This window comes from Aestuariivirga sp. (assembly GCF_020252395.1).
Taxonomy (GTDB): domain Bacteria; phylum Pseudomonadota; class Alphaproteobacteria; order Rhizobiales; family Aestuariivirgaceae; genus Aestuariivirga.
On the sequence record NZ_JADCDB010000001.1, the window covers coordinates 210,965 to 224,478 of the forward strand.

Genomic DNA, 13,514 nt, shown 5'->3' on the forward strand with positions numbered 1-13,514 from the left:
TCAGCGGTCCTTCACATAGGGAATGCCGGAGGCCTTGGGCGGCGCCGACTTGCCGATGAAGCCGGCAAGCAGCACCACGGTCAGCACGTAAGGCAGCATATTGATGAACTGCACCGGGATCTGGAAGCCGCCAATGGAGGCGCCTTGTGCGAAATTTCCCACCGCCTGCAGGAAGCCGAAGAGCAGGCAGGCGCCGAGTGCGGGCCAGGCGCGCCAGTTGGCGAAGATGAGGGCCGCGAGCGCCATGAAGCCCCCGCCCGCCGTCATGTCGCGCACGAAGCTGGACGACAGCGAGGTGGAGATATAGGCGCCGGCCACGCCGCAGAGCACGCCCGCGATGATGACCGCGCGATAGCGGAGTGCGGCAACCGAGATGCCGGCCGTGTCCACCGCATGCGGGTTCTCGCCCACCGCGCGGAGCCTGAGGCCGAAGCGGGTGCGGGCCAGCGCCCAGGCGGTGAGCGGCACGAGCGCGAAGGCCGCATAGGCAAGCACGGAATGCTCGAGGAAGACGCGGACCAGCGGCCCGATGACGGGCAATTCATCGAGCGCCGGGAAGTGCAAGGGCAGGAAGCGGCCCTCGGGCGGAAGCGCCGGGGTGCGCCCGCCTTCCCTGAACCATTCGTTGCCCAGCACCACGGCGAGACCCGCAGCGAGCATGTTGATGGCAACACCCGAAACCACCTGGTTGCCGCGCTGGTTGATCGCGGCATAGCCATGGACCAGCGCGAAGGAGAGCGAGGCGAGGATGGCGCAGAAGAGCCCGATCCAGGCCGAGCCGAGGACGGCGGAGGCCGAGGCCGCGATGAAGGCGGCGATCAGCATCTTGCCTTCGAGCCCGATGTCGACGATGCCGGCGCGTTCCGACCACAGGCCCGCGATGCAGGCGAGGATCAAGGGCACGCTCATGCGGATGGTCGAGGCGAGGAGCTCGATATAGAGGTTCATTGATTGCCCTCCCTGCCCACGGAATAGAACAGTGCGGAAAGCGCCGGCCGGAAGGCATATTCGAGGGCGCCCATGAAGAGGATCACGAGGCCCTGAATCACCACCACCATGTCGCGGTTGATTTCGGGCCTGGCGAAGGAGAGTTCGGAACCGCCCTGGTAGAGCAGCCCGAAGAGCATGGCGGCGAGCAGGATGCCGATCGGGTGCGACCGGCCCATCAGCGCCACGGCGATGCCGACGAAGCCCGCGCCGCCCACATAACCGAGCAGCAGGCGGTGCTGCACGCCCAGGATTTCGTTCACCGCCATGAGCCCTGCGAGGCCGCCCGAGATGGTCATGGCGATGATGATGATGCGGTCCGGCCTGATGCCGGCATAGACGGCGGCGGCTGGGTTGGCGCCAAGGGCCCGGATTTCATAGCCGAGCTTGGTGCGCCAGAGGAGGTACCACACGGCCCAGGCAGCGATGAGGGCGAGGAAGACGGAGAAGTTCAAGGGCGAGGACGCGATCCTGACGCCGAAGAATTCGCGCGCCACTTCGCGGGCACTGAGAATATAGGCGCCGGTGATCTCGCGGCTCTCCACCGCCATCTTTCCCACCGGGCGGAACCAGTAATTGATCAGGTAGCCGACCAGGCTCGCGGCGATGAAGTTGAACATGATCGTGGTGATCACGATGTGGCTGCCGCGCTTGGCCTGGAGCACGCCGGGGATCCAGGCCCAGAAGGCGCCCATGGCCATGGCAGCGAGGATGGCGAGCGGCAGCAGAATGGGCCATGGCAGAAAATCGAGCCCGAGGCCCACGGCCGCCGCGCCCACGCCCGCCATGTAGGCCTGGCCTTCGCCCCCGATGTTGAAGAGGCCGGCATGGAAGGCCACGGCCACCGCGAGGCCTGTGAAGACGAAGTTGGTGGCATAGTAGAGCATGTAGCCCCAGCCTTTGAGCGAGCCCAGCGAACCCTGGATCATAATCCACATTGCCTCGAAGGGATTCTCGCCGATGACGAGCACCACGAGGCCGGAGGCGATAAGCGCCACGGCGAGGTTGATGAGCGGGATGAGGCCGGCGTCGACCCAGTTTGGAAGCTCGCCGCGCGCCTGCATCATCACGCGGCATCCTTCGAAACGCCGGCCATGAGGAGGCCGAGCTCGCGCTCGTCCGCGCCCGGCCCGCGCTCGCCCATGACGCGGCCCGCGAACATGACGAGGATGCGGTCCGACAGCGAGCGGATTTCATCAAGTTCGACGGAGACGAGAAGCACGGCTTTTCCTTCATCGCGCAATTGGATGATGCGCTTGTGGATGTATTCGATGGCGCCGATGTCCACCCCGCGCGTCGGCTGGCCGACGATAAGCAGGTCCGGGTTGGACTTGATCTCGCGCGCGATGATCAGCTTCTGCTGGTTGCCGCCGGAGAATTTGGAGGACTTGAGCAGCGGGTCCGGCGGGCGGACGTCGAACTCTTCCATCTCGACCTTCGCCCGCGCGATGACCTTGTCGCGGTCGAGGCGGTAACCCTTGCCGAGAGAGTCGAGATGATGCCAGCCGAGGATGGCGCTCTCGGCGGCATCGAAGCTGCCGATGAGGCCGCGGTGCTGGCGGTCCTCCGGCACATGGGCGAGCCCCTCGGCGCGCACGTGGCGCGGGTCGCCCAATATGCCGATGTCCTTGCCCTCGAAGATCACCTGACCCGACGCGGGGCGTGCAATCCCGGCGATCACGTCGAGCAATTCGGACTGGCCATTGCCGGAGACGCCGGCAATGCCGAGGATCTCGCCCTTGCGCAGGGTGAAGGATACATTGTCGACCCGCGGGATGCCCTTTCGGTCCTTCCAGGTGAGGTTCTTCACCTCGAGCACGGTCTCGCCCGGCTTGGAGGGGCCCTTCTCGACGCGCAGCAGCACGTGGCGGCCGACCATCAACTCGGCGAGTTCCTCAACCGTTGTAGCCTTCGTCTCGCGCGTGGCGACCAGCTCGCCGCGGCGCATGACCGAAACGCGGTCGGTGATGGCCATGATCTCGCGCAGCTTGTGGGTGATGAGGATGACGGTCTTGCCCTGGTCCTTCAGTGTACGGAGGATGCGGAACAGGTGGTCGGCCTCGTCCGGCGTCAGCACGCCGGTCGGCTCGTCGAGGATCAGGGTCTCGGCGCCCTTGAAGAGCGCTTTGAGGATTTCGACACGCTGCTGCAGGCCGACGGGGAGTTCGCCGACGATGGCGTCGGGGTCGACCTCGAGCTCATAGTCCTTGGCGAGGCGGGTGAGTTCAGCGCGGGCCCTCGAGAGGGCCGGGCCGATCAGCGTTCCGCCCTCGGCGCCGATTACCACGTTCTCCAGGACAGTGAAGGGTTCCACCAGCATGAAGTGCTGGTGGACCATGCCGATGCCGAGCGCGATGGCATCCGATGGAGACTTGATCCTGACGGGCTTGCCCTTGACGCGGATTTCGCCAGAGTCGGCATGATAGAATCCAAAGAGGATCGACATGAGGGTCGATTTGCCTGCGCCGTTCTCGCCGATGATGCCGTGGATGGAGCCGGGCGCGATCGCCAGCGACACGTCCTTGTTGGCATGGACGGAGCCGAAGCGCTTGTCGATCCGGATGAGTTCGATGGCGGGAGTCATGCCGTTCCCGTTTCAGCAGGCAGAAATGAGCCGCCTGCCCGGTGGGCAAGCGGCTCGCGCGCACTTACTGCACGGGGCAGGTGTTGTCGGCCGTGTAATCGTGGACCTTGATGGCGCCGGCGATGATGCCGGCCTTGGCCTTGTCCACGGCGGCCATCATCTCCGGCGTGATCAGCGGCTTGTTGTTGTCGTCCATGGCGACGCCCACGCCGTCCTCGGCGAGGCCCAGCGCCTGGACGCCCGGCTTGAAGCCGGCGTTGCCGCCCTTCATCACGTTGTAGACGGCGACGTCCACGCGCTTCAGCATGGAGGTGAGGACCTTGCCGGGGTGGAGGTAGTTCTGGTTGGCGTCGACGCCGATGGAGAGAGCGCCGCCGTCAGCCGCAGCCTGCAGCACGCCGAGGCCCGTGGCGCCGGCGGCGGCATAGATCACGTCAGCCCCCTGAGCCATCTGGCCCTTGGTGATTTCGCCGCCCTTGACCGGGTCGTTCCAGGCCGCGCCGGTGTCACCCGTCATGTTCTGGAAGATCACGGCGTCGGGCTTGGCGGCCTTGACCCCTTGAGCATAGCCGCAGCCGAACTTGCGGATCAGCGGAATGTCCATGCCGCCGACGAAGCCGACCTTGCCGGACTTGGACGCCATGCCAGCCAGGAGGCCGGCGAGATAGGAGCCCTCGTTTTCCTTGAACACGATGGATTGCACATTGGGCAGGTCCACAACCATGTCGACGATGGCGAACTTGAGGTCCGGATACTCCTTGGCGACCTTCTCGACCGCCGCGGCCTGGGCGAAGCCCGCCGCGATGATGGGCGAATAGCCCTGGTCGGCAAAGTTGCGGATGGCCTGCTCGCGCTGGGCTTCGTTGGCGATCTCGAACTCGCCATAGGCGATGCCGGTTTCGGCCTTGAACTTCTCCGCGCCGTTGAACATGCTTTCGTTGAACGACTTGTCGAACTTGCCGCCGATGTCGAACACGATGGCCGGTTTGGACTCATCCGCCAGCGCAGCACCTGCGGTGAGGGCGAGGGCCGCGGCGGCGGCCATGAACGAACGTCTGAGCATTGTCGTCTCCCTGTTGTGGTCTTGCCGCGATCTAATCACAACCTGCCTGAGGGCGCGATTGCAATCTTGGTGGGCCGATCAAATCACCCGCCCCGCCCCCCGGTCAAGCGGGCGGCTTGAAAGCCGGGAGCGGGCTTCTCATATGACGGTGGCCGCTGAGAATGCCGCGTCCGGGTTCCAGCGGAGTGCTGCTTCACGAGGGCAAACCGAAATGAAAAGTCTGTCTGTTTTTTCGTCCCCCCTGCTGCTCGGCTTCGACGAGCTTGAGCGGATGCTCGACCGGGCCACCAAGACCGGCGGGGACGGCTACCCACCCTACAATATCGAGAGGCTCCCAAAGGCGGAGGGCGAGGCCGAGCGGCTGCGCATCACGCTCGCCGTCGCGGGCTTTGCGCGCGACGAGCTGGACGTGACGGTCGAGGAGAACCAGCTGGTGATCCGCGGCCGCCAGAAGGAGGAGGACGGCAAGGCCTATCTGCACCGCGGCATTGCGGCCCGCCAGTTCCAGCGGGCTTTCGTGCTGGCGGACGGGATGGAGGTGACCGGAGCCAGGCTGGAGAACGGCCTGCTCGAACTTCACCTCGAACGGCCCGAACCGCGGCGGGTGGTCCGCCGTATCCAGATTGGAGGGTGATGTCATGGACCTGAAGAAAACCGACTTGAAGAAATCCGTCGATCTGACGCCCCAGGACTTGGCTTTGCTGGGCGACGGCGACCTCGGATACATCCGTGAAATCGCGGTCAATGAAGCCCAGCGGCTGCTGGGCTCGCAGACCAGCGTTTCGCCTAAGTCGAAGCTGTTCTGCCTCTACAATGCCGACGGCACCCCGGTGTCGATTTCCGGCTCGCGGGAAGCGGCCCTGGGCAGCGCCTTCGAACACGAGCTGATGGCAATGAGCGTGCACTGAGGGCGCGGTTTACGGCTGAATGCGGGGGCCCCGGCGAAAGACCGGGGCCATTTTTTATCCTGCATCAGGAATTTTTCTCTTGACTTTGTTCCGGTTATGTTCTATATGTCCTGCAACGTGCCTGCTGCTGATTGACATTGTGAAAGATTTCCCGGGACGGCGCGCCAAAGTCTATCCCGGATGACCCCTCCCCCCTGGCCCCAAGGCCGAGGTGCGAGCCGGGGGACCCTCTTGCGGCGAGGAGGGGGTGGTGGGACTCCATCAGACCGTCAACCCAACCATCTGGGACGCTACACTTTCGCCGGGATGACGAGCTCGTAGAGGGAGGGCTTGTTGCGGATGCTGATCGGAGGTGCCGGACAGACTCTCAGGCCGCCGAGGCGGACTTGGGGTTGGCGGCGGGTTCAGTGAGGATGGCGTAGAGGCCTTGCGGGTCATCCGTGCCGCGCAGCTTGGCGACCACGGCGGGGTCGCGCAGCACGCGGGAGATCTTGGCGAGCGCCTTGAGGTGGTCGGCGCCGGCATCCTCCGGCGCCAAGAGCACGAAGACGAGGTCGACCGGCTGGCCGTCGACCGACTCGAAGTCCACCGGCTGGGCAAGCCGGGCGAACAGGCCATAGACGCGGCTGATCGAGGGCAATTTGCCGTGCGGGATGGCGATGCCCTGGCCGATGCCGGTGGAGCCCAGCTTCTCGCGCTTCAGGAGCGTTTCGAAGATCACCCGGTGGTCGACCGCCACCTGGGCGGCGAGCGCCTGGGACAGCTCCTGCAGCAGCTGCTTCTTGTTCGGGGCCTTGAGGCTCGCCAGAACGGACTGCCTGTCGATCAGGGAATCGAGGGTCATCATGTCGGGTCAGGTCCCCGTGAAGGTCGCGTGTCAGGCCGCCGGCTTGGGATCGACCCAGCCGATGTTACCGTCAGGACGCCGGTAGACGAGATTGAGCCCGCCATGGCCGCCGTTGCGGAACAGCAGGAACGGCTGGGTGGAAATGTCGAGCTGCATGACCGCCTCGCCCACCGAGAGTTCCGGCAGCTTCAGCCCGGTTTCGGCGACGACCGCGGGGTGCTCGCCCTGCGCATCATGCTCGTCCGAGGCGGGCTCGATGACATAGCTCTGGGCTTCGAACTGGCGCACCGGCTCGCGGCGCTTGCGGTGGTGGTCCTTGAGGCGCTGCTTGTAGCGGCGGAGTTGCTTTTCGAGATGTGCGGCCGCCTCATCGAAGCTGGGGTGCGCCTCGGCCCCTTTGCCCTCGGCCTGCAGCACCAAGCCCGTGGCGAGGTGAAGCGCAATGTCGGTGAGGAAGAAAGCCCGCTGCTTCTCCAAGGTCACATTGGCGTGAACGGCGCCGTCGAAATACTTCTGCTGGAGGTTGCCGAGGCGGGTTTCGATGTGCTCGCGCAAGGCATCGCCCACATCGAGGTTCTTTCCGGTGGTTTTGATCTGCATGGCCGTCGCAAATATCCCTGCTTCGCCCTGTGCTACACATGGGCGCGTTTGGCTGACACGTCAACTGTCCGGCGAATCCGAAACGCAGTTGTGTTCCGCTTCGCGCGAACTGCGTGCGAGGCCCCCTCCCCTGGGGTCTTGTTGCGAAGCGGGCGGAACCTAGTCGAGGGCGGAGGCCCCGTCAAACCCTATTGGGGGCCTTGTACCCGGGCCTCGCGGCGGCGCCGGACGGAAGATGGAATCCCAAGGCTTTCCCGGTACTTGGCAACCGTGCGGCGGGCGATGTCGATGCCCGAAGCCTTCAATTTATCGACGATCGTGTCATCCGAGAGCACGTTCTGCCCCTCCTCCGCGATCAACTCCCTGATGCGGTGGCGGACGGCCTCCGCCGAGTGGGCATCGCCGTTCGAATCGGAGGAAGCGATGGCGGTGGTGAAAAAATACTTTAACTCGAAGATGCCGCGGGGTGTGGCCATGTATTTATTGGAGGTGACGCGGCTGACGGTCGATTCATGCATCTCGATCGCATCGGCCACGGTGCGCAGGTTGAGGGGGCGGAGATGCTGGACGCCGAGGAGCAGGAAGGCGTCCTGCTGGCGGACGATCTCGCGCGCCACCTTGAGGATGGTTCTGGCGCGCTGGTCGAGGCTTTTCACCAGCCAGGTGGCATTGGCCTGGCACTCGGAGAGGTAGACCTTGTCCTCGCTCCTTTGGGCGTTGGCGGAGACGCGGGCGAGGTACTGGTGGTTGATGAGCACGCGCGGCAGCGTTTCGGTGTTGAGTTCGACGATCCATGCGCCTTCGGGCGAGGGGCGCACGATGACGTCGGGGATCACCGGCTGCACCGGCTCCGCCCCGAAGGCATGGCCGGGCTTGGGGTCGAGCGCGCGCAGCTCGGCCACCATGTCCTTCAAATCTTCGAGATTGACGCGGCAGAGGATCTTCAATGCCGCATAGTCGCGCTTCGCCACCAGGTCGAGATGGCCGACGAGGATGGCCATGGCGGGGTCGAAGCGGTCACGTTCCTTGAGCTGCAGGGTGAGGCATTCCCTCAGGTCGCGCGCGAAGACGCCGGGCGGATCGCAGGACTGGAGCTTGGCCAGCACCGCCTCGACATGGGCAGTGGAGGCGCCCAGCGTTTCGGCCATGGAAGGAACATCGGCGGCGAGGTAGCCGGCCTCGTTGAGGCTGCCGATCAGGTGCTGGCCGATGAGCTGCTCGGCCGCGCCGGCGAGCAGCAGGTGCATCTGGCCGGTGAGGTGCTCGGCGAGCGTCGGCTGGCGCGTCAGCGTGGCGCCGAAGTCGAGACCTTCCGCATCGAGCGAGAGCGCGCCCTGGGGCCTGAGCGACGACCAGCCGGAATCGGGCGGCGGGGCCGCCTGGCCGCGGTTCGCCGCATCGGCGCGGGATTCGTGGGTATAGACATTCTCCAGCTCGGTATCGAGCGTCCTCAGCCGCTCCTCGGCAGCGCTGTTGGAAGCCAGCGCCGTGACCATGTCGGTCTGGGCCTCGGCGGGTTCGGGGGATTTCTGGACCTCGGCGCGTTCGTCACGCTCCAGGAGCGGGTTCCGCTCCAGCTCCTGGTCGACGAAGGCCTGCAGCTCGAGATTGGACATTTGCAGCAGCTTGATGGCCTGCTGCAGCTGCGGGGTCATCACCAGGGACTGGCCCTGGCGGAGGTCGAGCCGCTGGTTCAGCGCCATGCCGGGGGCGCCCCCTTAGAGGGTGAAATCGGCGCCAAGGTAATAGCGCCGGACGTCCGGGTGGGAGACGATCTCCTGTGGCGAGCCCTCGGTCAGGACCTGACCCTCATGGATGATGAGAGCGGTGTCGATGAGCTCAAGGGTTTCGCGGACGTTGTGATCCGTAACAAGCACCCCGATTCCCCGAGAGGTGAGCTGTCGCACCAGGCGGCGAATATCACCGATCGCAATCGGATCAATTCCGGCGAAGGGCTCGTCAAGAAGCATGAACTCTGGGTCGGCGGCAAGGGCGCGGGCGATTTCCACGCGGCGGCGCTCGCCGCCAGAAAGCGCAACAGCCGGTGAATTCCGGATCTCGGCGATGGAGAACTCATCGAGCAACTCGCGCAACTTACTTTCGCGCTTCTGCTTGGAGCCCTCGGTCAGCTCCAGCACCGCGAGAATATTTTCCTCCACCGTGAGGCCGCGGAAGATCGAGCTTTCCTGCGCCAGATATCCGATGCCCAGCCGCGCCCGGCGGTACATGGGCAGATGCGCGATATCGGCGCCGTCAAGGCTGATCCGGCCGCTGTCGGCGGCAATGAGCCCGGTGATCATGTAGAACACCGTGGTCTTGCCGGCGCCATTGGGTCCCAGAAGTCCCACAGCTTCACCGCGCCTGACGGACAGAGAGACATCCCGCACCACGGGCCGCCGCTTGTAGGACTTTCTCAGTCCCTCCACCACGAGGCCCGGGCGCTCCAGGGAGGCTGCGGCTCTGCCGCCCGTCTGCGGAAGCTGTGCCCGCCGGGGCGCTGTTGCCTTTGCCAGCCTGCCTGCCACTGCGTCTTCGTCACGCGCCACGGGAGTGTCCACCAATAGGTTTAATTTTGGATGAAAATGATCATTGCGGGGCGCCGGCCCCCTTGCCGCCGTTGCTGGACTTCGGCAGGAAACTGCCCTTGACGCGGCCGCCAGTCATCTGGGTGCGGCCGGTCTTGAGATCGGCGCGGAGTTCATTGCCCTCGAGAACCGTGGTGCCCTGCACCAGCTTCACCTTGCCGCCGACGGTGAGCTTCTCGGACTGGGGATCGTATTTCGCCCAGTCGCCCGTGATCTTCTCCTTGGGCGTGGTGATGATGACGCTGCCCTTGGCGTCGAGGTCGGTGGCGTCGGTCTTCGTGGCGCCATCGGGCTGCTTCACGTCGGCGTAGGTGACGGTGAGTTCGTCCGACTTGAGGTTGGTGGTGCCCTTGGTGGCATCGACCGCGCCGCGAAAGATGGCCTTCTTCTCCTTGTCGAGAATCTCCATCTCGTTCGACACGATATCGACCGGGGCGGTGTCATTGCCCTTGTCGCCTGCCTTGGCGCCGGCCGTGGCGTCCGTCGCCTCCTGGGCGAGGGCCGGCGTGGCGGCCAGCAAGAACAGTGCCGCAGCGCTGGCGGCGAACCTCAACGTCATGGATCGGTGTCTCCCTTGCCCTTGGGCGCCGTGAAGCGCGCCCTGACGCCATTCAAGAACAGAATCCGGGCACCGTCATCGGTTATTTGCATGCCGTTCGCATCGACCGTGCCGGAGGCGAACTCGGCGCTGACCGCGGTGCTGGCGGTGAGCTTCTTCTGCTTCACCGCGATTTCGGCCTTGTCCATGCGGGCCTTGAAGCGGCCCTCCTGCTCCAGCACCACGTTGCCGTCGAGATTGAGCGACCTGACCTTGGTGTCATAAAGCCCCGCCGAGCCGGTGATGGTGTATTTGGCGCCGCTGGCCCGCCGGAACAGGCCCACCGGCTCCTCGAGATGGACGAGATTTGGCGTCTTGCCGTCCTGCCAGCCGCGCTTCGCCGTGACCTTGTAGGGCTGCTTCTCGTCGTCGATGCCGTTGACGGTGGAAATGGCGGCCGTGATGCGGTCCGGCTCGAAGCCCGGCGGCGGCGGCTCCGCCTGCTTCGGGAGCAACGCCTGGAACAGCCCGGCCTGGGCCAGGAAGGCGATGACGAAACCGATGCCGATGGCCGCCGCCAGCCAGCTCAACAGGCGGGAGACGGCGGCCGGCCGGACAGCCCTGCGGGCGGCTCTAGTGGGCGAAGACATCTTCCTCGGTCCAGCCCGAGAGATCGAGCGCGGCACGCGTGGGGATGAAACCGAAGCAGGCCCCGGCCACCGCCTCGCGCCCCTCGCGGCTCAGCATCTGATCGAGGCGGGACTTCAGCTCATGCAGGTAGAGCACATCCTGCGCGGCATATTGCTTCTGCGAATCCGACAGCATGTGCGCGCCCCAGTCCGAGCTCTGCTGCTGCTTGTTGAGCTCGATGCCGAGAAGCTCCTTGACCAGGTCCTTCAGCCCATGCCGGTCGGTGTAGGTGCGGGTGAGCCTGGAGGCGATCTTGGTGCAGTAGAGCGGGCTCGCGTCGACGCCGAGATAATGTTTAATCACCGCCACGTCGAAGCGGGCGTAATGGAAGATCTTGGTGACGGCAGGGTTGGCGAACAGCGCCTTGAGGTTCGGCGCGTCGTAGCTCGACCGTTCGAGCTGCACGAGGTGGGCGTTGCCGTCGCCAGCGGAGAGCTGAACGAGGCAGAGCTTGTCGCGCCGGGGCACGAGGCCCAACGTTTCGGTATCGACGGCGACGGAGCTTCCGAAATCGAGGCCCGGAGGCAGGTCGCCCTTGTAAAGCTTGATGGCCATCGCAGGGATCCCGCCGTAACTCGACTGTCAAATATGGTGCCCAGAAGAGGACTCGAACCTCCACGCCTTGCAGCGCTAGTACCTGAAACTAGTGCGTCTACCAATTCCGCCATCTGGGCAGGCGAGCCGTCTCTTAGAGACGCCCGGCGTGGCTGTCAACCGCGGTCCTGCGCAGGACCCTTCTTCGCCTTTGCATCCTTGGGAGCGCGGCGCTAAAGACAGCCGCACCACCGAAAATCAGGGGAGCTTCCATGCTCGTTCAGCCATCCGGCAGACTCATCACCATCATCGGCGGATCAGGCTTCGTGGGGCGGCACATCGTCCGGGCGCTGGCGCGGCGCGGCTACCGCATCCGGGTGGCTTGCCGAAGGCCCGACCTTGCAGGCCACCTGCAGCCCCTGGGCAACACCGGACAGATCATGGCGGTGCAGGCCAATGTGCGCTTTCCCGCCTCGCTCGACGCCGCCTGCAGGGGCGCCTATGCGGTGATCAACCTGACGGGCGTTCTCTATTCCTCAGGCGCCCAGAGCTTCGATGCCGTGCATGTGTCCGGGGCGGAAGCCTCGGCCAAGGCCGCCAAGGCGGCCGGCGCCCGGGTGTTCATCCAGATGTCGGCGATCGGGGCCGATGCTGCGTCCAGCGCCGCCTATGCCCGCAGCAAGGCCGAGGGCGAGAGATTGGCGCGCGCCAATTTCCCCGGCGCCATTGTGCTCCGGCCCTCGATCGTGTTCGGGCCGGAGGACGGCTTCTTCAACCGCTTCGCCGATATGGCGCGCTTCTCGCCCTTTCTGCCGCTGATCGGCGGCGGCGAAACGAAGTTCCAGCCGGTGTTCGCCGGCGACGTGGGCGAGGCGGTGGCCCGCCTCGTCGATGCGGGCGAGGCCGATGGCAAGACCTATGAGCTGGGCGGGCCGGAGCAGTTCAGCTTCAAGCAACTCATGCAGTTCACGCTCGATACCATCGGCCGCAAGCGCCTGCTGCTGCCACTGCCCTGGGGGATGGCCAAGGTGCAGGCGGCCGTCATGGGCCTGCTGCCGAACCCGATGCTGACGACGGACCAGGTGGAAATGCTGCGCCACGACAATGTGGTGAGCGGGGAGGCGCTCCGCGAGCAGAGGACGCTGGAGGGCCTGGGCATCACGCCGCAGGGGATCGAGGGAATCGTTCCGGGCTATCTCTACCGCTACCGCAAGGCCGGTCAGTTCACCGCGCCCAACGGAATCCCCGAATAAATCACCGCGAGCAGGATGACGCCCAGCGCCACGCGATAGATGGCGAAGGGCAGGAAGCTCATGTGGCGGATGAGCTTCATCAGCACCGTGATGGTGCCGAGCGCCACGAAAAAGGTGAGGACCGCCGTCAGGATCATCGGGACGGAGATGGCGGCGGCGCCGTGCACCGCCTCGCCGAGTTTCAGCACGCCCGCGCCGGCAATGGCCGGAATGCCCAGCAGGAAGGCAAAGCGCGCCGATTCGGGCCGCTCGAAGCCGAGCGCGCGCGCCGCCGTCATGGTGATGCCGGAGCGGCTGACGCCCGGCACCAGGGCCAGGGCCTGAGCGATGCCGATGATGAGCGCCGGCGCCCAGGTCATGTCCGCCATGCGCCGCACGTTCATGCCGAAACGGTCGCAAACATAGAGCAGGATGCCGAAGATGATGGCGTTCCACGCCACCACGATGGGCATCTGGCGCACCAGGTCCATGAAGCCCAGCTTGTCGAGGATGACGCCGGTCACCACCGCCGGAATGGTGCCGAGAATGAGCAGCAGGGCAAGCCGGCCCCAGGCGTTGTTGCGGCCGCGCGCCATGTCCACGAGGCCCATCAAAAGGTTCGCGCAGTCTTTCCAGAAGTAAACGATGACCGCAAGAAAGGACCCCATGTGCACCATGACGTCGGTGAGGACACCCTGGTCCGGCCAGCCGGTGAGCACAGGCACCAGCAGCAGATGGCCCGAGGACGAGATCGGCAGGAACTCGGCGATGCCCTGGATGAGCGCCAGCACGACGATCTGGAGGATGAGCATGGATGGCAACTCTGGGCTTGGGGCGGTCAGGCCGGATCGGATTTTCTTGCCGCGGGGAGCGCGGACGATTTATACGCGCGCAACATTCCGGGCAATTGCGGCTTTTCTTCCGCGAATGCCGCACCAGTTGCCGA

General features: G+C 65.3%; 15 protein-coding genes and 1 tRNA gene. 3 read left to right on the forward strand and 13 right to left on the reverse strand.

The genetic code is table 11. The features are described 5' to 3' along the window. The 4 genes from IOC82_RS00945 to IOC82_RS00960 all read right to left on the reverse strand — a co-directional run bounded on the left by IOC82_RS00945 (position 1) and on the right by IOC82_RS00960 (position 4,634). Positions 1-948, reverse strand: a complete 948-nt coding sequence (locus IOC82_RS00945) for an ABC transporter permease (protein WP_290544293.1) — start codon at positions 946-948, stop codon at positions 1-3. After that, positions 945-2,054: an ABC transporter permease gene (locus tag IOC82_RS00950; RefSeq protein WP_290544294.1), complete on the reverse strand. Its 1,110-nt coding sequence runs from the start codon at positions 2,052-2,054 to the stop codon at positions 945-947. The genes IOC82_RS00945 and IOC82_RS00950 overlap by 4 nt, the downstream gene beginning before the upstream one ends. After that, on the reverse strand, positions 2,054-3,571 hold the full coding sequence (locus tag IOC82_RS00955; protein WP_290544295.1) for an ABC transporter ATP-binding protein: 1,518 nt from the start codon (positions 3,569-3,571) through the stop codon (positions 2,054-2,056). The genes IOC82_RS00950 and IOC82_RS00955 overlap by 1 nt, the downstream gene beginning before the upstream one ends. Before the next feature lie 64 nt (positions 3,572-3,635). Then, complete coding sequence (locus tag IOC82_RS00960; RefSeq protein WP_290544296.1) at positions 3,636-4,634, reverse strand: BMP family ABC transporter substrate-binding protein; 999 nt, start codon at positions 4,632-4,634, stop codon at positions 3,636-3,638. Between the two features lie 211 nt (positions 4,635-4,845). On the opposite strand from IOC82_RS00960, the gene IOC82_RS00965 reads away from it, so the two are divergent. Both IOC82_RS00965 and IOC82_RS00970 read left to right on the forward strand, forming a co-directional pair. Next, entirely contained in the window at positions 4,846-5,268 is a 423-nt protein-coding gene (locus IOC82_RS00965) for an Hsp20 family protein (protein WP_290544297.1), read from the forward strand. A 4-nt stretch (positions 5,269-5,272) separates the two neighbouring features. Beyond that, positions 5,273-5,542, forward strand: a complete 270-nt coding sequence (locus tag IOC82_RS00970; RefSeq protein WP_290544298.1) for a DUF1150 family protein — start codon at positions 5,273-5,275, stop codon at positions 5,540-5,542. A 367-nt stretch (positions 5,543-5,909) separates the two neighbouring features. On the opposite strand, the gene ptsN is transcribed toward IOC82_RS00970, so the two are convergent. From ptsN to IOC82_RS01010, 8 genes are all read right to left on the reverse strand, one after another. Beyond that, a complete protein-coding gene (ptsN, locus tag IOC82_RS00975; RefSeq protein WP_290544363.1) occupies positions 5,910-6,386 on the reverse strand; it encodes a PTS IIA-like nitrogen regulatory protein PtsN in 477 nt (158 codons plus the stop codon). Positions 6,387-6,419: 33 nt separating this feature from the next. Beyond that, positions 6,420-6,989, reverse strand: a complete 570-nt coding sequence (gene raiA / locus IOC82_RS00980) for a ribosome-associated translation inhibitor RaiA (protein ID WP_290544299.1) — start codon at positions 6,987-6,989, stop codon at positions 6,420-6,422. A gap of 188 nt (positions 6,990-7,177) precedes the next feature. Further along, entirely contained in the window at positions 7,178-8,692 is a 1,515-nt protein-coding gene (gene rpoN / locus IOC82_RS00985) for an RNA polymerase factor sigma-54 (RefSeq protein ID WP_290544300.1), read from the reverse strand. A 15-nt stretch (positions 8,693-8,707) separates the two neighbouring features. Beyond that, positions 8,708-9,502, reverse strand: coding sequence for an LPS export ABC transporter ATP-binding protein (gene lptB, locus IOC82_RS00990; protein WP_290544364.1), 795 nt, complete (start codon positions 9,500-9,502; stop codon positions 8,708-8,710). 73 nt (positions 9,503-9,575) lie between these two features. Next, complete coding sequence (locus tag IOC82_RS00995; RefSeq protein WP_290544301.1) at positions 9,576-10,133, reverse strand: LptA/OstA family protein; 558 nt, start codon at positions 10,131-10,133, stop codon at positions 9,576-9,578. Next, positions 10,130-10,762, reverse strand: a complete 633-nt coding sequence (lptC, locus tag IOC82_RS01000; RefSeq protein WP_290544302.1) for an LPS export ABC transporter periplasmic protein LptC — start codon at positions 10,760-10,762, stop codon at positions 10,130-10,132. The genes IOC82_RS00995 and lptC overlap by 4 nt, the downstream gene beginning before the upstream one ends. After that, positions 10,746-11,357, reverse strand: coding sequence for a ribonuclease H-like domain-containing protein (locus tag IOC82_RS01005; RefSeq protein ID WP_290544303.1), 612 nt, complete (start codon positions 11,355-11,357; stop codon positions 10,746-10,748). The genes lptC and IOC82_RS01005 overlap by 17 nt, the downstream gene beginning before the upstream one ends. A gap of 34 nt (positions 11,358-11,391) precedes the next feature. Beyond that, a tRNA-Leu gene (locus tag IOC82_RS01010) sits at positions 11,392-11,476 on the reverse strand. A 132-nt stretch (positions 11,477-11,608) separates the two neighbouring features. On the opposite strand from IOC82_RS01010, the gene IOC82_RS01015 reads away from it, so the two are divergent. Beyond that, positions 11,609-12,589, forward strand: a complete 981-nt coding sequence (locus IOC82_RS01015) for a complex I NDUFA9 subunit family protein (protein WP_290544304.1) — start codon at positions 11,609-11,611, stop codon at positions 12,587-12,589. On the opposite strand, the gene IOC82_RS01020 is transcribed toward IOC82_RS01015, so the two are convergent. Further along, positions 12,556-13,380 carry an undecaprenyl-diphosphate phosphatase gene (locus IOC82_RS01020; RefSeq protein ID WP_290544305.1) on the reverse strand — a complete coding sequence of 275 codons (825 nt, stop codon included), beginning with the start codon at positions 13,378-13,380 and terminating at the stop codon, positions 12,556-12,558. The two genes, IOC82_RS01015 and IOC82_RS01020, sit on opposite strands and share 34 nt — an antisense overlap. Positions 13,381-13,514: the final 134 nt, after the last annotated feature.

Bases quoted from the DNA above. Each gene is read 5' to 3' on its own strand.
- IOC82_RS00945 (WP_290544293.1), bottom strand. From the start codon at position 948: ATGAACCTCTATATCGAGCTCCTCGCCTCGACCATCCGCATGAGCGTG.
- IOC82_RS00950 (WP_290544294.1), bottom strand. From the start codon at position 2,054: ATGATGCAGGCGCGCGGCGAGCTTCCAAACTGGGTCGACGCCGGCCTC.
- IOC82_RS00955 (WP_290544295.1), bottom strand. From the start codon at position 3,571: ATGACTCCCGCCATCGAACTCATCCGGATCGACAAGCGCTTCGGCTCC.
- IOC82_RS00960 (WP_290544296.1), bottom strand. From the start codon at position 4,634: ATGCTCAGACGTTCGTTCATGGCCGCCGCCGCGGCCCTCGCCCTCACC.
- IOC82_RS00965 (WP_290544297.1), top strand. From the start codon at position 4,846: ATGAAAAGTCTGTCTGTTTTTTCGTCCCCCCTGCTGCTCGGCTTCGAC.
- IOC82_RS00970 (WP_290544298.1), top strand. From the start codon at position 5,273: ATGGACCTGAAGAAAACCGACTTGAAGAAATCCGTCGATCTGACGCCC.
- ptsN (WP_290544363.1), bottom strand. From the start codon at position 6,386: ATGACCCTCGATTCCCTGATCGACAGGCAGTCCGTTCTGGCGAGCCTC.
- raiA (WP_290544299.1), bottom strand. From the start codon at position 6,989: ATGCAGATCAAAACCACCGGAAAGAACCTCGATGTGGGCGATGCCTTG.
- rpoN (WP_290544300.1), bottom strand. From the start codon at position 8,692: ATGGCGCTGAACCAGCGGCTCGACCTCCGCCAGGGCCAGTCCCTGGTG.
- IOC82_RS00995 (WP_290544301.1), bottom strand. From the start codon at position 10,133: ATGACGTTGAGGTTCGCCGCCAGCGCTGCGGCACTGTTCTTGCTGGCC.
- lptC (WP_290544302.1), bottom strand. From the start codon at position 10,762: ATGTCTTCGCCCACTAGAGCCGCCCGCAGGGCTGTCCGGCCGGCCGCC.
- IOC82_RS01005 (WP_290544303.1), bottom strand. From the start codon at position 11,357: ATGGCCATCAAGCTTTACAAGGGCGACCTGCCTCCGGGCCTCGATTTC.
- IOC82_RS01015 (WP_290544304.1), top strand. From the start codon at position 11,609: ATGCTCGTTCAGCCATCCGGCAGACTCATCACCATCATCGGCGGATCA.
- IOC82_RS01020 (WP_290544305.1), bottom strand. From the start codon at position 13,380: ATGCTCATCCTCCAGATCGTCGTGCTGGCGCTCATCCAGGGCATCGCC.